Genomic DNA, 15742 nt, shown 5'->3' with positions numbered 1-15742 from the left:
CGGTTGTGTGGACGTGTACTGGCCTGAATAACTAGAGTGAACCTCTATCTGTGTACTCTAGGGGCAATTGCCCAGCAGAGGACTAGCCATCGGAAGGGATGAAGTCGAAGTGGCAGAAGCTACCGGCCCGGGGAAGACCCTGGTCATCGTCGAGTCAGCAACCAAGGCGAAGAAGATTCAGCCTTACCTCGGCGATAAGTACATTGTTGAGGCCTCCGTCGGCCACATCCGGGACCTTCCCCGCGGCGCCGCCGACGTCCCCGCCAAATATAAGAAGGAATCCTGGGCACGCCTCGGTGTTAACCCGGAGGATAACTTCACCCCGCTGTACGTCATCAGCCAGGACAAAAAGAAGAAGGTCGCGGACCTCAAGGCCAAGCTGAAGCAGTGCGATCAGCTCTACCTTGCAACAGACCCCGACCGCGAGGGCGAGGCCATTGCCTGGCACCTGCTGGAAGTACTCAAGCCCAAGGTGCCGGTGCGTCGCATGGTCTTCAACGAGATCACCAAGTCCGCCATCCTGGAGGCCGCGGAAAACACCCGTGAGCTCGATGAAAACCTCATCGACGCCCAGGAAACCCGCCGCATCCTGGACCGTCTCTATGGCTACGAGGTCTCCCCGGTGCTGTGGAAGAAGGTCATGCCGCGCCTGTCGGCTGGCCGCGTGCAGTCGGTAGCTACCCGCGTCATCGTCGAGCGCGAGCGCGAGCGCATGGCGTTCATCCCCGCCGAGTACTGGGATCTCACGGCAACGCTGAAGTCCACGCCGGACTTCGACGCGCGCCTGAGCGCCCTCGACGGCAAGCGCGTGGCCGCGGGCCGCGACTTCAACGATAAGGGTCAGTTGAAGAGCGACGAGGTGGTCGTCGTCAAGCAGGCCCAGGCGGAGCAGCTGGCCAGCGCGCTGGAAGGCTCCACCATGACCGTGGCTAGTGTCGAGCACAAGCCTTATTCGCGCAAGCCTTCCGCGCCGTTTATGACGTCGACTCTGCAGCAGGAGGCCGGCCGCCGCCTGCACTACACCTCGGAGCGCACGATGCGCATTGCGCAGCGCCTCTACGAGAACGGTCACATCACCTATATGCGTACCGACTCGACTTCCCTGTCCAAGCAGGGGCTGGACGCTGCCCGTGAGGCTGCCTCCTCCATCTTTGGCGCTGAGTTCGTCTCAGATGGGCCGCGCCGGTATGACCGCAAGGTGAAGAACTCCCAGGAGGCTCACGAGGCCATCCGTCCCGCCGGCGAGCGTTTTGCCACCCCGGGCCAGCTGGCCGGGCAGCTCGACGCCGAGGAGTACAAGCTCTACGAGTTGATTTGGAAGCGCACCGTGGCCTGCCAGATGGCCGACGCCAAGGGAACCTCGATGAAGGTGACCGCAGCTGTCAACGCCGGCGGCCACGACGCCGACTTCTCCGCGACCGGCCGCACCATTACCTTCCCGGGCTTCCTCAAGGCCTACGAGGACGTGGCGGCGAAGGACTCGAAGGGAGAGTCCCGTCTGCCGCACCTCAATGAGGGCGACACGCTGAAGACCGCTGCGGTTACTGCCGACGGCCACTCCACCAACCCGCCGGCACGCTATACCGAAGCCAGCCTGGTCAAGAAGATGGAAGATTTGGGCATTGGGCGCCCGTCGACGTACGCCTCCATCATCAAAACCATCCAGGACCGCGGTTACGTGCTCTCCCGCGGCAACGCCCTGGTGCCCTCGTGGGTTGCCTTCGCAGTGGTAGGCCTGCTGGAGAATAGCTTCACCGAGCTGGTGGATTATGACTTCACCTCCTCCATGGAGGATGAGCTCGATGCCATTGCCGCCGGTTCGGAGAACGGCACGGATTGGCTGAATAACTTCTACTTCGGCAATACTGAGGCCGGCGAGCGTAAGGCTGCGTCCATCGCTCGCCACGGCGGCCTGAAGTCCCTGGTGGACATCAACCTGGAGGCCATCGACGCTCGCCAGGTCAACTCGCTGCGCCTGTACACCGACACGGAAGGCCGCGATGTCTTCGTGCGCGTGGGCCGCTATGGGCCGTATATCGAGCGCGCCGTGGGCACCAACGAGGACGGAACGGTGGAGTACCAGCGCGCCAACCTCTCGGAGACGGTCACCCCGGATGAGCTCAACGAGGCTTTGGCAGAGAAGCTCTTTGCCACCCCGCAGGGTGGGCGCGAGTTGGGACAGAACCCGGAGAATGGACGCACCATCGTGGCCAAGGAGGGCCGTTTCGGACCGTACGTGACCGAGCAGGTGCGTGATGACGAGCGCGAGAAGGCCGAGGCCGAAGCCGAGGAGATCGTCAAGGAAGAGCGCGCCGCGGAGGACGCCCAGCGCGCGGCCGAGGGCAAGCGCGCCAAGAACTGGGAGACCAAGACCGCGGCGAAGCAGAAGGAAAAGCGCATTGCCGAGTACGTCGAAGAGAAGCTGAAGCCGGGCACAGCCTCGCTCTTTGCTTCGATGGAGCCATCCAGCGTCACGCTGGAGGAAGCACTGAAGCTGCTGAGCCTGCCGCGCGAGGTGGGCGTGGACCCCTCGGACGGCGAGGTCATTACCGCGCAGAACGGCCGCTATGGCCCGTACCTGAAGAAGGGCAAGGATTCCCGTTCCTTGGCCAAGGAGGAGCAGATCTTCTCCATCACCTTGGATGAGGCGCGCCGCATCTACGCGGAGCCGAAGCGCCGTGGCCGCGCGGCCGCACAGCCGCCGATTAAGCAGCTGGGTGATAACGATGTTTCCGGCAAGCCGATGACGGTCAAGGACGGCCGCTTTGGCCCGTACGTCACCGACGGCACCACGAATGCCTCGCTGCGCCGTGGCGACGATCCGGAGCAGCTTACCGACGCCCGCGCGAACGAGCTCCTCTCCGAGCGCCGCGCCAAGGACGCAGCGAACGGAGGTGCGAAGAAGTCGACGAAGAAGAGCACTAAGAAGTCGACCAAGAAGGCCACGAAGAAGTCGAGCAAGAAGGCGACGAAGAAGCCTTCGCCGGGCACGAAGAACGTGGTCAAGGCCGGATCGCGCAGGAAGTAGCAGGATATGAAGACCAGCTTCGCCCGCGACATGCTGGCTCGCACCCAGGAGGGCGCTGAGGCTCTCCTGCGCGCGGTGGGCCCGGCCTTTACTGGCCGCGATCACCTCACCCTCGGCGCGCTCGCTGTGGGGGAGACTGCTGTCTGGTCACGCCTGTTTAACTGGCGCACGCTCGGCACGGCCACGACCGCCGCTGTACCCGTGCTGTTGGCCCTGCGCCCGGACTGCGCCTCGGAGACCCGCGTGGGGCTTATCGCCGCTTCGCTGGGCCAAGCCGCCAAGCGCGGTGAGCCAACAACGTTCGGCGTGACGTGTGTCAGCGTGCAATACGCTGCCTTCGCATGGGCGTTGCGCGGTGCGCGCAACGATGCGCTGGGTTGGGGCCTGCGCGCCGGCGCGTGGGCCGCGGGCCTTGCGCTTTCGCGCGCCCGAGGCGAGCGTTTCGCCACGGCTATCGCCGGAATCCCGGCGGCTGCGCTCTCCGCGCTAGCCGGTGACCCAGCCCTGCGTGCTGCCGAATCTACGCAGGGCCTGAGCCACGGCGCTAACCTGCTTCTGGCCTCTGAGGCGCTGACGGTCCTGAACCCGGCTGAGCAGCGCCAGGATGCGGGCCTGCGTGGCCGAGTCCTGGATGCGGCGCAGTCGGCGGCCCAGACGGTAGGCCTGGTGCTGCTGGTGGATGGCCTGGCACGGAAGAGCCGCGGTTAGACGCCGCACCTAATTCCGGGCGCATCGTCTTGCCATAGGACAAGCGTCGGTGCACCCATTCGAAGGGGCCGGGCTTGCCTGCGGCCTCGAGCGCGCAGGCAATGAGAAGCGTGGCCAGCCACACGCCGGCGGCCAGCGCTGCCTGGCCTGTGGCGCTGAACTCCGGCCCAATGTTGAGGGTGAAGGGGTAAACCAGCGCCAGGAAGAACACGGACTGCAGCACGTAGCCGGTCATGGAACGCTTGCCCAACGCAATCAGCGGCCACAGGAACCACGGGCGCGCGCCGCGGCGTTGCAGGGGTTCTAGGGCAAGTGTCGCCGCCGCCACGATGCCCGGCCCGGTGAGCATGCCGATGCAGCTATTCGCCGCGTTGAGAGGCTCTGCCAGCGCTGGGTCCAGCACCCCAATCGTCGACAAGCCCCAGGGCAGGCCGAGAAAGAGGATGATGGCTAGGGCCAAAATGGTCCATGTCCACAGCTCGCGTTGATGACCCCCGGCCAGGGTGCCGCGGCGCGCCCACACGAAGCCCACAAGCATGACCGGAAGAACCATGGCGCCCGTTAGAGGGATGGACATTAGTTGGGCGCCGACCATGATGGCTTGTTCACCCAGCAGCTCCCAATAGGACTCGGCGGCGCTAAAACCGCTGAAATCGAAATCTGAGGTATCGATGAACGCGGCCCCAATACCCATTCCGATGCCCGACACAACCAGCAGCGCACAAAGCCCATAGGCCACGCGCATGAGGAGCTTGTCGGTGAAAGAAAGCAGCAGCGCGATGAGCATGCCCATCGCGCCGTAGAGCAGCATAATGTCGCCGGAAAAGAGGAAGAGGCAGTGCAGGACACCAAACAGGGCCAAGAACCCGTAGCGCTTAGCCAACACGGCCTGCGCGCGCCGCAGTGGGAAGCCGCGGCGCCACAAGCTCATCGCGATAAGCCCCACGCCAAAGCCGAGAAGCGTGGAGAACATCGGCAGGCCGCGCACATGCACGAACATGGCGGAAAAGACCACGTAGATCTTGTCCGCAACGGTCTCGACGCCGCCGAAATAAGCATCGGGACCATCGCCGTCGTTCATAATCCACGCGGTGCAGACGTTTGCCAGCGCAATGCCCAACAGGGCCATGCCGCGGGCGACGTCGGGGACGAGGAGGCGAGGACTCGAGTTCTGGCGTGGCGGATGGGGCTGATGAGGCATGGCCCCGAAGCTACCAGAATTACAAAGACTTATTTATCCGAGGGCACGCTCCGCCAGCGTCGGGCGAATCGGACGTGCCAGCTGCGTCATGCGGCGGCGCCCGCGCAGCTCAATAGACTTCATGAGCGTCCAGCGCGCTTGCTCCGCCTCGTTGGCGCCGCGCAGCGTGGCGGAGTTGGTGAGCACCTGGCCCGGTGTGTCCTTGGCCAGTTCGGTGAGACGCGCGGCCTCGTTGACGGCATCACCAATGACGGTGTACTCGAACCGATCCGCGCCACCAATGTGGCCGGCCACCACGTGGCCCGCCGCCACGCCGATGCCCGCCTGCAGCCGCAACCCGCGTAGCTCCTGGCGAAGTTCGCGGGCGGCGTGTAAGGCCATGGAGTTGGCGTCGTAGACCGTCAGCGGGGCACCGAAAACGGCCAGGGCGGCGTCGCCCTGGAACTTGTTGATGATGCCCTTGTTGCGGTGTACCACCTCAACCACGTGCTCGAAGAACTTGTTGAGCTCCTCCACCACTTCTTCCGGGGTGTGGTTGACGGCGAAGGTGGTGGACCCAATGACGTCGATAAACAGCACCGCTACCTTGCGGTCCTCGCCGCCTAGCTCCGGGCGTTCCTCCAAGGCACGCTGGGCCACCTCGGCACCGACATAGCGGCCGAAAATATCGCGCACGCGCTGGCGCTCACGCAGGCCACGCATCATTTCGTTGAAACCGGCCTGAAGAACGCCGAGCTCGGAGCCGTCGTAGATGTCCACCTGGACGTCACTCTCGCCGCGGCGCACGCGGTTGATGGCGTCCTGCAGCTCAATGATGGGATCGACCACGCTCATCATCGCGAACATGGTGCCCATGAGCCCGGTGCCCAGCGCGGTAACGGTCAGCGCAACAATGGCCGGCATGATGTCTGAGGTCTCCGGGCTAAACAGGCCTGCCTGTTGGCCCATGAGGACAAGCACGATGCCGATGAGCGGGATGCCGGAGGTCATCATCCAGGTGGAAAGCAGCCGGTACTTAATCGGCGGCTCCAGGGTGGAATCCTCAAAGCGCCGGGCCACGGCTTCTGCCGCCACGGGACGCACGAGGCGTTCCGCCTGCAAATACGTCAACAGCACGATGAGGCCACCGGCCAGCGACGCAGACACGCCCACGACGATGGCCAGCCGCGCCGAGTGCTGCCCTGCCAGCACCACCGCCAAGATGATGCCCAGCAGCCACACGCCCGCGGCCACCCCGGCTTGGTAGAGCGGGATGCGCAGGACCAGGTTGCGCACCATGTTGGGATCATGGTCATCGGGGCTGCGTTGCCAGTCCAACACCGGCCTGAACAGTCGAAGTGTTACCGCTATGCCGATGATGACCGCAAAGGTCACGAACAGCGTGCCGTAGGTCCACAGGTGGGGCGTGTGGGCGATGAAGTCGGAGATCTCCGGCATGGGGAGAAAGAAGACCACGAAGGTCATGATCGCGATGGCGCCGATGATGTTGGCTCCAAGGACGAGCGCGGCGTACATCGGCCATTGAGTACCCCATAACCAGCGGGCGCCACGCATCAGTCTATTCATGGTTACACACTTTAGTTATCCCAGTAGGCTAGGGCGAGTGATTACATCAAGCGTTGCAGAAAGGCTTGCCGACGCCCCCTCCGTCGCCCACACCATCCTCAGTGCTGCCCGCGCGGCTCGCGGTGAAGGCGACTCGCGAGCGATGAGCCACTCCTGGCTGTTTACTGGGCCTCCCGGTGCTGGCCGCTCACTGGCCGCGCAATGCTTCGCCGCAGCACTCATGTGCACTTCTGCCGACGAGAACGGCAACCCCGGCTGCGGGCGCTGCCCCTCCTGCCGGAGCGTCCTGGACAAGCAGGAGCACACCGACTTGGTTTACGTGGACCCGCAGGAGCAGTTCATCACCGTTGGCGAGGCCCGCGAGGTCATTGGGCGCGCGGCCAGCCTGCCGAGCGTGGCGCCGTGGCGCGTGGTCATCTTCAACAAAGCCGACCGCCTGCGCAACGAGGCCGCCAACGCGTTGCTCAAAACCGTGGAGGAGCCCCCGGAGCGCACCGTCATCATCATGGTGGCGCCCTCGGAGGATCCAGAGGATTTCTCGGTCACGCTGCGCTCGCGCTGCCGCCACCTATATATTCCGGCGCCGAGTGTGGATGGCGTCGTTAAGCAGCTCGTCGCCGAAGGCGCCAGCGAGGATGACGCGCGCCTAGCCGCCGTGACCACCCTGCGCCACGTGGGCCGTGCGCGGCACCTGGTCAACGAACCCGCCGCGCAGAAGCGCCGCGCCATGGCCATCAACCTGGCCGAGGACGTCTTCCACGGCTCCCAGGCCTTTCAATCCGTCACAGCGCTACTGAAGTTCATTGAGAAGGAAGCCAAGGACTCCCACGCGGCGGCGGAGGAGGCGGAGCGCTCCAAGATTGAGCAATCCTTCGGCGTTGGTGCCAAGGGCAAGGGCGCGACGAAGGCGCAGCGCGACGCCCGCAGTGCCCTGAAGGACCTGGAGGAGCTCCACAAGAAGCGCGCTAAACGACGCATCTCCGACGGCCTCGACATCGCCCTCGTGGATCTCGCCGGCATCTACCGCGATGCGCTCATGCTGAAAGTCGGCGCTGAGGTGGAGATGACCCACCCGGACTTCGCGGGCCTAGCCGGTGAACTTGCCCAGCGCGTGAGCGAAGATGGCTTGCTGGCAGCTCAGTCCGCCATCCGTACCTGCCGCGAGCAGCTGCCGCAGAACGTCACCCCGCAGGTGGCTTTCGACGGCATGGTGGGCCGCCTGCGTCTGGCCTGTGGCGCGCGCTAACCTGCGGGTGTGCTGCACGTGCCTCACATCAAGTGGCCCGATTTCTTTCTCGGCCCCGGCCTAGGCTAAACTCTCACGCGGTGCATATACACACTGCATCGTGCCGCCTTAGCTCAGTCGGTAGAGCATCTCACTCGTAATGAGAAGGTCGCGAGTTCGATTCTCGCAGGCGGCTCCACTTAGACGTCGGATTTGATAAGTACCCTTTTGCGTTAGCGAGTATCGCTTAGGGGGTGTGAAAAATCGCTTGCGTTAGCGGGTTTGGGTTTTGCGTTAGCGGGTATCTTGTTTGCCCTAGTAAAATGCGTATTCAGGGTTTAACGCGCTAACGAAGCGTTAAACCTAAGGCCGTTTCACGAGGAGGTGTGTGGTGAGATCGTATGCGTCCGGCGATGAACTAGCCGCAGAGATTACTAAGCGTGGCGAACTTTTTATCGGCGAGTTCGTAGGCGTTCCTGGCGATGGTTGGGACCGGCTGGTTGACGGTGTTGACCGCACGCCCCGGCAGATGATCGCCTACCAGCTTGGCTGGATGGAATTACTGCTCGGCTGGGAACGTGACGAACAAGCCGGTCTTGACGTGGTGACTCCGGCACCTGGTTTTAAGTGGAATCAACTGGGCGGATTGTATGAATCGTTCTACCAACGCTGGGAGCAGGTATCTACTGAGGATTTGATCGACAGGTTCAAGATCCTGCTTGGTGAGATAGTCAAAATGGTGGGCGGTCTAACCGAATCAGAATTGTTTAGTTCGGGTCAGCGTGCGTGGGCTTCTTCCACCCCGTCGGCGTGGCCGGTGTGGAAATGGGTGCATATCAACACCGTCGCGCCATTTACGACGTTTCGCACCAAAATCAGGAAGTGGAAGAAACTGGCAGCCTGCTAGCAATAGGCACGGTGATTTCAGTGCCGATTCTGAAGACGAACTGGATCTCGTTGGCTCCGATAACGGCATGGTCGATAAGCGCTGTCCACTGGGATGGTTGAAAATGCTGGATGGGCTTGTCGGCCAACTGGGTGTAGGCGGTTTTGATCGCAGTGGCCTTGGCACTCTTGGCAGCAATCTCGGCCTCGATGGCTTGTTTGCGGCCCAGGGTTTTCTGGTATCGCGCTTCTAGCTGGGTGTAGCGGGCGAGGTATTGGTCCTGGTCTTGCGCTACCCGCTGATTTTCTGCAACCAATGATTCAATCTCGCTGGCAAGAGCGCGGATTTTCTCGTCTAGGCGCTTGGACTCCGCTTCGAGCTGGTCTGTATTAAACATGGCGTCGATGACCTGTGGTAGGTGGCTTTGTCCGCGATATTGTTCAGCCAGCTGGTTTAGCGCGGCGAGGAACGCGGTCTGGATTTGCTCATCACGCAAGGTAGCGGTCTGGCAGGGACGGGGATGGTCGTATTTTTGGTTGCACCGCCAGATCGTGTGCTTGTATTTAGTGTTGGATGCCCAGGTTTTGCGTCCGTACCAGGATCCGCAATCTGCGCATTTGAGTCGGCTGGCAAATAGGCCGATTTTGGAGCTGTTGGTTGCGTGGCGGGTGGCCAACTCGTATTGAACCTGATCCCAGACGGGCGCATCAATAATCGGCTCGTGGTTTCCGGTGACGTAGTATTGCGGGACTTCGCCCTCGTTTACTTCGATTCGTTTGGTTAGGAAGTCAGCGGTGAACGTTTTCTGGAGCAGGGCGTCGCCTTTATATTTCTCATTGGTCAAGATGGAGCGCACGGTTGAGGTGGACCAGTTGGTTTTACCTCGCGGAGTCAAAATACCGCGACGCTGTAGCTCGGCACGGATTTCGGTGATCGATGAGCCGTCTAGAAACAGCTGGTAGATCAAGCGCACGGTCGGGGCTTGAGTCTCATCAATAGCGAGGTTACCGTCAGCGCCTTTCTTATATCCCAGTAGCGAGGAGTAGGGCACCATGACTTTCCCATCAGCGAAGCGTCTGCGATGTCCCCAGGTGACGTTCTCAGATATGGAGCGAGATTCTTCCTGGGCAAGACTACTCATGATGGTGATGAGTAGTTCGCCTTTAGAATCAAGGGTGCTCAAAATGGCTTCAAAGCACTAGATAAACACAGCACAAGAATTTCGGGAAGCACCCTCAGTAGTCCAAGCGTCACTAGCCAGCGTCTGTGGCCAAGTGCAGCTTGTTTCTGCTTGCGCCGGTAATAGACTTGGCGGCGCACATGAGCGACGACATCGCCTTCCTCATCGATGATGTCCACGTCGAACCAATGCAAATACTTCTCACCGTTGGCCGTCTTTTCTTCGATGAGCGCGTAGGTCTCCTCGGGGATGCGCATATCGGCGGTGACCGTGCCGCGGCCGGGTTTCAGGTACTTAATTTCACCAGCGGCATCCCAGATGCGGTACTCCTTGCCCAGTCGATGCATGGAGGCGAGCATGAAGAACGGATCCGTCATGGCGGAGAGCGTGCCACCGAAGGCAACACCCATGGCGTTCTTGGTCAGCATGTTTGGCCTGTGGCTGACAACGACGCGAGTGCCGTCATCAGCAAATTCTTGGATCTTGATGCCAGCGCCCAAGAAGGGCGGCCAGAATCCCATGAAGCGCTTGAGCTGGCGTGCAGAAAAGCGGGCCATGAGGAAAGCTCCGTATGAGTTGTGGGGGCAGGTGGGGCTAAGCGGCCCCAACTCTACTGTTGTGGGACGGGGAGCGCCCGCACTTTGATTCGCCGTATCGTCCTTCTTATAGGTGGTGCTAGGTCTTGCACCGTGTATAGGAAAAGTAGTGCTAGCGCTAGTGACCTTCGCTCTCGTGCGAAACACAATAAAGAGCATGAAAAAGCTTGTGGTTGGCATTACTGCCGTGGTGGCCGTGATTGTGGTGGCGTTTGTCGGGTTTGTGGGATTCATGCAGTGGGTGGACGCAGACAGCGTGACCGGTGATGATGGCGTGGCCGCCGGATATAGCGCTGAGACAGGTGGCCTGCTGGAAGCGTCGTTTGCGGGCGAGGGGCCGCACGAGGTCGACGTGCGGCGTGATGGCGACGTGACCGTTGCGGCGCCGACAGGCACGGGACCATTTCCGGCGGTTGTCATGGCTAACGGCACGAACACGCCGCTGAGCAGCTACCTGCCCGTGGCGGAACACCTAGCCAGTTGGGGCTTCGTGGTCGTCGGCGATGAGACTCCCCAAACCGGAACCGGGGAGAATGTCGTGCACCTAATTGAGCGCTTACCGGAACTGGATTCTCGCGTGGACAGATCACGGGTCGGTATTTTCGGACACTCACAGGGCGGCGCGGGCGCTATCAACGCAGCGTCCCACACGGAGGTAGCAGCTGTGTATACGGCGAGCCCGGCCTCCCACAAGGTGGCAAAGTCCAATGACTGGGACTACACCACAGCGGGCGTCGAGGCACCGTTGTTCTTGATGACGAGCGATGGCCGTTCAGACCGCTGGCTTGTCAGCCCGTGGTCAGACTTGCAGGAGAGCTTTGAATCAGCTGGTGGTCCGGCAATCATTGCCCGCCGTCTAGGCGCGGACCACAAGGACGTTTTAGAGTTCGGGGACGGCTATGCCACCGCGTGGTTCCGCTACATTCTTGCTGATGATCCTGATGCGCGAGACGTGTTCGTTGGCACCTCACCAGCGGGCGCCGGTGAGCTAGCGAGCAACGCGCTTTGGGACCGAGTGGCCACCCGCGGCTGGTAGCTCGCCGGGCCTTTCGACATTCCGCGCGGTGCACCTAACGCGCTAAAAGTCATCTGCGCTCACACACCCCCTTCGGAGGAAGTGTGGTTCACAAAAATTGGTAGCCCTGATAAATTTCAAGTGAATTGTCAACCGGGCTGCGCCACGTCAGCCCGTACAAGCGGGACCGAATGAACCATGCAGACAAAGGAGAAAGGCCACGTCGAGGGCCTCTACATTGATGAAAACTTCGAGCTGCGCGCTGGGGCCGTCACGTTCGGAGAGAGTATTGAGGGCATAGCGCTTGGCGACGTCCCCCAGGCTGAGGCCGCCTGGCGCGCCGGGGACCCGGATGCGTTGCTGTGGGTGCCCGGCTTCGTGGACCTGCACAACCACGGCGGCAATGGCGGGGGATTCCCCAACGGCGACTACGAGCAGTGCCTGGCCGCCGCCCGCTTCCACCGCGCGCACGGAACCACGACGCTGCTGGCCAGCTTGGTCTCCGGCACGCAAGAAGAACTCTGCGCCCGGGCGGAGCTTTTAGCCCAGCTGGCTGAAGAAGGCGAGATCGCCGGCATCCACATGGAAGGCCCCTTCATCGCGGCAGCCAAGTGCGGCGCGCAGGACCCTTCGCGCATCGTGCCCGGTGACCCGGACTTCTTCCGCGCAGTCATCGCCGCGGCCCGCGGCCACCTGCGTTCGATTACTTTCGCGCCGGAAACGGAGAACGTCGACAAGCTGCTCGACGTCTGCGCGGAGCATGGCATCATCGCCAGCTTGGGCCACACCGAGGCCGATTACGACACCACGCTGAGCGTTATCGCCAAGGCTAAGGAGCTCGGCCTGACCGTGACTGGAACGCACCTCTTTAATGGCATGCCTTCTATTCACCACCGCGCGCCGGGCCCGGTAGCGGCCTTGCTCACCGCAGCGAAGGCGGGGGATGTGTCCGTCGAGCTCATCGCAGATGGTGTGCATCTTGTCGACGGCGCCGTGGACATGGCTCACAGCCACCGCGCCTTCGCCATCACTGATGCCATGGCGGCGGCCGGCATGGCCGATGGTGACTATGAATTGGGCTCCCTCCCTGTCACCGTGAGCGGGGGAGTGGCGCGCGTGCCCAGCGGCGCCATCGCGGGTGGTACCTCCACCTTGGCCCAGCAATTCGCCAGCTTCGCCGAGCGTCATGGACTCGGGGAAGCAGTTCGTTTTACCTCCACCACGGCCGCCGACGTGTTGGGGGAGAAGGATCTAGGCCGCATCGCGGTTGGCGCGCGCGCCAACCTGGTGGGCCTCAATGCCCAGCTAGAACCGGTACGCGTCATTGTCGGTGGCGCTGAATTCATAGACTCTTAAAAACACTCTCACTCGCATCAGAAAGGCACTCATGGAAATCCTCATCCGCTCCACCCCCGCCGACGTGGCCGTCGCCGCCGCCGATATCCTCGCAAGCTACGCCAACACCTCAGCCACCCTGGGGCTGGCCACCGGTTCCACCCCAGTGGCCACGTACAAGGAGCTCATCGCCCGCCACGAGCGCGGCGAGGTCAGCTTCGCGGGTAGCCGCGCTTTTCTTCTCGACGAATACCTAGGCCTCGCCCCCGAGCACGAGCAGTCCTACTACGCCACCATCCGCCGTGACTTCACCAGCCACGTCGATTTTGATGATGCCCTGGTCAAGAGCCCAGAGGGCAGCGCTGCCGACCCCGTGGCAGCCACCGCCGCCTATGACCAGGCGATCCGGAATGCCGGCGGCATCGATGTCCAGTTGCTCGGCATTGGCGCGAATGGCCACATTGGCTTCAACGAGCCCTCGAGCTCCCTGACGTCTCGCACCCGCGTGGTGGCCCTACATCCGCAGACCGTGCAGGATAACTCCCGCTTCTTCGACAACCTGGAAGAGGTTCCGCGCCACGCGCTGACGCAGGGTTTGGGCACGATTAGCGAGGCCCGCCACCTGCTCCTCATCGCCACCGGCAGCAACAAGGCCAATGCGGTACAGGCGATGGTTGAGGGGCCGCTCTCCGCGCGCTGCCCTGGCTCGGTGCTGCAGCTGCACCCGCGCGCGACCGTGATCGTTGATGAAGCCGCCGCCGCTCTCTTGGAGGACCGCGAGTACTACCTCTTCGCGGATCAGAACAGGCTGCACTAAAGCTCTTCTTTCCCCCTCTTCCGCTCGAAAGGACGTTTCAGACATGAAAATAGATGTCATGGGGCCGCTGCAGCGGCTCGGAAAAGCCCTCATGGGAGCTGTGGCGGTGCTGCCCGTCGCGGCGATCCTCAGTGGTCTTGGCTACTGGATCTCCAGTGCCGCCGGCCCGGATAACCTCGCCGCCCAGCTGCTCATTAGCTCCGGTGATGCGGTGCTGGCCAACCTTGGCTGGATCTTCGCCATCGCCATTGCCTTCGGCCTGGCCAAGGATTCCAACGGTGCCGCAGCACTCTCTGGTTTCTTGGCCTTCGCCACCTTCATGAAGCTGCTCGGCCCAGAGGCCGTGGCCGGCTACCGCGGCATCGAAGACCCCACCGCGCTGACCGGTGACGAGGCCCTGGAATGGGCCTCGGAAGGCTGGAACGCCGTGGGCGGCGGAAACGTCCTCTTCGGCATCCTTGCCGGCGTCATGGCGGCTTGGGTTTATAACCGCTTCCACGGCACCAAGCTGCCGGACTTCTTGGCCTTCTTCTCAGGCCGGCGCCTCGTGCCGATCCTCACCGCGATCATCGCCATGGTGATTTCCGGCATCCTCTACTTCGTATGGCCGTTCATCTACAACGTGCTCTTCAACTTCGGTACCTCCATCCAGGGCCTGGGTGCGGCGGGTGCCGGTATTTACGGCGTGGCTAACCGCCTGCTCATCCCGACCGGCCTGCACCACGCGCTGAACTCCGTCTTCTGGTTCGACGTTATTGGTATCAATGACATCGGAAACTTCCAGGCCGGCCAGAAGACCATCGAGGCAGCTGCGGCAGCCACCTCCGCCGCCGACTGCCCTGGCATCTGGGCCAACGGACAGTGCACGGTGGAAGGCGTCGTCGGCCGCTATCAGGCCGGCTTCTTCCCGGTCATGATGTTCGGTCTGCCGGGCGCGGCCCTTGCCATGTACCTGCGCGCGGATAAGAAGAAGCGCAAGGTGGTCGGCTCGCTCATGGCTGCTGGCGCCTTGGCTTCCTTCTTCACCGGCGTGACTGAGCCGCTGGAGTTCTCCTTCATGTTCGTTGCCCCGCTGCTCTATGTGGTGCACGCGCTGCTGATGGGCCTGTCCGTTTTCATCGCTTCCACCATGGAGTGGACCGCGGGCTTCGGCTTCTCCGCCGGATTCGTGGACATGCTGCTCTCCTCCCAGAACCCGCTGGCCAACAAGTGGTACATGCTGCTGGCGATGGGCGTGGGCTTCTTCTTCCTCTACTTCATCATCTTCTACTTCCTCATCGGCTGGCTCAACCTCAAGACCCCGGGCCGCGGCGAGGACGATGCGGTAGCAGACCCCATGGAGGATTCCGCCACCGGCGATGACAAGACCGCAGCCGATGCCGCCCGCATTATCGAGGGGCTCGGCGGCAAGGACAACATTGACTCCCTGGACTACTGCACCACGCGCCTGCGCGTGGGCGTCAAGGATCGCGCGCTTGTCGACGACTCCCTGATCAAACGCGCCGCCGTCTCCGGCGTCATCCACCCCTCCGGGAAGAGTGTGCAGGTCATCGTGGGACCGGCCGTACAGTTCATGTATGACGAGGTCAGCCACCAGCTGCGCCATGGCTCCCCGGCCCTGGCCACGGCGGGTGCCGCGGGTGCTGCAGCCAGCGTGCCGGCCAGCGCCGCTTCCGCTGAGAGCGTCAGCGTCGATGATGGGGACGTTGAGGTTCGCGCCCCGTTCGCGGGTGACGTCGTCGAGCTCTCCCAGGTCCCGGATGCCTCCTTTGCGCAGGGCATGGTGGGCGAAGGTTTCGCCGTGATGCCGGATCCCGTCGATGCCTTCGACGTCTGCGCCCCGGTAGACGGCACCATCACCATGGTTTTCAAGACGCGCCACGCCTTCGGCATGCAGACCGCGGATGGGCTGGACCTGCTCATTCACATCGGCATCGACACGGTGGAGCTCAAGGGCGAAGGTTTCACCGCCCTGGCTAAGAAGGGTGATGCTGTCACCGCCGGCACGCCGATCATCGCGGTGGAGGCGCAGAAGCTACGCGAGCGCGGCGTCAACCTCATCACCCCGGTGGTGTGCCCGACGGCCAAGCAGGTCGCCGGAGTCGACATCGCTCGCGAGGGCCATACCCAGCCAGGCGAGGTTGCTGCAACCGTCAAGCGCAGCAGCTAGCCGGCTGGATTAAAT

At 62.7% G+C, this 15742-nt stretch carries 11 protein-coding genes and 1 tRNA gene; 8 read left to right on the top strand and 4 right to left on the bottom strand.

Translation table 11 applies throughout. The annotated features are described in order from the left end of the window. Positions 1-109 precede the first annotated feature (109 nt). Positions 110-3028, top strand: a complete 2919-nt coding sequence (topA, locus tag HMPREF2743_RS10705; RefSeq protein ID WP_070818791.1) for a type I DNA topoisomerase — start codon at positions 110-112, stop codon at positions 3026-3028. Positions 3029-3572: 544 nt separating this feature from the next. Here topA and HMPREF2743_RS10700 read toward each other — a convergent pair. Further along, positions 3573-4937 carry a DUF418 domain-containing protein gene (locus tag HMPREF2743_RS10700; RefSeq protein ID WP_246824500.1) on the bottom strand — a complete coding sequence of 455 codons (1365 nt, stop codon included), beginning with the start codon at positions 4935-4937 and terminating at the stop codon, positions 3573-3575. 33 nt (positions 4938-4970) lie between these two features. Beyond that, positions 4971-6503, bottom strand: coding sequence for an adenylate/guanylate cyclase domain-containing protein (locus tag HMPREF2743_RS10695; protein ID WP_070744919.1), 1533 nt, complete (start codon positions 6501-6503; stop codon positions 4971-4973). Here HMPREF2743_RS10695 and HMPREF2743_RS10690 point away from each other — a divergent pair. From HMPREF2743_RS10690 to HMPREF2743_RS10680, 3 genes are all read left to right on the top strand, one after another. Then, on the top strand, positions 6502-7749 hold the full coding sequence (locus HMPREF2743_RS10690) for a DNA polymerase III subunit delta' (protein ID WP_083298997.1): 1248 nt from the start codon (positions 6502-6504) through the stop codon (positions 7747-7749). The two genes, HMPREF2743_RS10695 and HMPREF2743_RS10690, sit on opposite strands and share 2 nt — an antisense overlap. A gap of 102 nt (positions 7750-7851) precedes the next feature. Continuing rightward, positions 7852-7927: transfer RNA gene (locus tag HMPREF2743_RS10685), tRNA-Thr, on the top strand. Positions 7928-8119: 192 nt separating this feature from the next. Next, positions 8120-8635, top strand: a complete 516-nt coding sequence (locus HMPREF2743_RS10680; protein WP_034969882.1) for a ClbS/DfsB family four-helix bundle protein — start codon at positions 8120-8122, stop codon at positions 8633-8635. Here HMPREF2743_RS10680 and HMPREF2743_RS10675 read toward each other — a convergent pair. Continuing rightward, complete coding sequence (locus tag HMPREF2743_RS10675; RefSeq protein ID WP_198531383.1) at positions 8604-9755, bottom strand: recombinase family protein; 1152 nt, start codon at positions 9753-9755, stop codon at positions 8604-8606. The genes HMPREF2743_RS10680 and HMPREF2743_RS10675 overlap by 32 nt on opposite strands. Before the next feature lie 38 nt (positions 9756-9793). Continuing rightward, entirely contained in the window at positions 9794-10351 is a 558-nt protein-coding gene (locus tag HMPREF2743_RS10670; RefSeq protein WP_232751635.1) for a DUF4442 domain-containing protein, read from the bottom strand. 196 nt (positions 10352-10547) lie between these two features. Here HMPREF2743_RS10670 and HMPREF2743_RS10665 point away from each other — a divergent pair, with 196 nt between their 5' ends. The 4 genes from HMPREF2743_RS10665 (at position 10548) to nagE (ending at position 15727) form a co-directional block, all read left to right on the top strand. Continuing rightward, a complete protein-coding gene (locus HMPREF2743_RS10665) occupies positions 10548-11426 on the top strand; it encodes a poly(ethylene terephthalate) hydrolase family protein (protein ID WP_070527702.1) in 879 nt (292 codons plus the stop codon). A 177-nt stretch (positions 11427-11603) separates the two neighbouring features. Beyond that, positions 11604-12761: an N-acetylglucosamine-6-phosphate deacetylase gene (locus HMPREF2743_RS10660; protein WP_070527699.1), complete on the top strand. Its 1158-nt coding sequence runs from the start codon at positions 11604-11606 to the stop codon at positions 12759-12761. A gap of 31 nt (positions 12762-12792) precedes the next feature. Beyond that, on the top strand, positions 12793-13557 hold the full coding sequence (gene nagB / locus HMPREF2743_RS10655; protein ID WP_070527696.1) for a glucosamine-6-phosphate deaminase: 765 nt from the start codon (positions 12793-12795) through the stop codon (positions 13555-13557). A gap of 43 nt (positions 13558-13600) precedes the next feature. After that, positions 13601-15727 carry an N-acetylglucosamine-specific PTS transporter subunit IIBC gene (nagE, locus tag HMPREF2743_RS10650; protein WP_070818789.1) on the top strand — a complete coding sequence of 709 codons (2127 nt, stop codon included), beginning with the start codon at positions 13601-13603 and terminating at the stop codon, positions 15725-15727. Positions 15728-15742 lie beyond the last annotated feature (15 nt).

The organism is Corynebacterium sp. HMSC036D02, assembly GCF_001836165.1.
Taxonomy (GTDB): domain Bacteria; phylum Actinomycetota; class Actinomycetes; order Mycobacteriales; family Mycobacteriaceae; genus Corynebacterium.
This window is presented reverse-complemented; position numbering and strand designations above follow the sequence as displayed.

Coding starts and splice junctions, on each gene's coding strand:
- nagB (WP_070527696.1), top strand. CDS start 12,793: ATGGAAATCCTCATCCGCTCCACCCCCGCCGACGTGGCCGTCGCCGCC.
- HMPREF2743_RS10660 (WP_070527699.1), top strand. CDS start 11,604: ATGCAGACAAAGGAGAAAGGCCACGTCGAGGGCCTCTACATTGATGAA.
- nagE (WP_070818789.1), top strand. CDS start 13,601: ATGAAAATAGATGTCATGGGGCCGCTGCAGCGGCTCGGAAAAGCCCTC.
- HMPREF2743_RS10690 (WP_083298997.1), top strand. CDS start 6,502: ATGGTTACACACTTTAGTTATCCCAGTAGGCTAGGGCGAGTGATTACA.
- HMPREF2743_RS10700 (WP_246824500.1), bottom strand. CDS start 4,937: ATGCCTCATCAGCCCCATCCGCCACGCCAGAACTCGAGTCCTCGCCTC.
- HMPREF2743_RS10670 (WP_232751635.1), bottom strand. CDS start 10,351: ATGGCCCGCTTTTCTGCACGCCAGCTCAAGCGCTTCATGGGATTCTGG.
- HMPREF2743_RS10695 (WP_070744919.1), bottom strand. CDS start 6,503: ATGAATAGACTGATGCGTGGCGCCCGCTGGTTATGGGGTACTCAATGG.
- HMPREF2743_RS10665 (WP_070527702.1), top strand. CDS start 10,548: ATGAAAAAGCTTGTGGTTGGCATTACTGCCGTGGTGGCCGTGATTGTG.
- HMPREF2743_RS10675 (WP_198531383.1), bottom strand. CDS start 9,755: ATGAGTAGTCTTGCCCAGGAAGAATCTCGCTCCATATCTGAGAACGTC.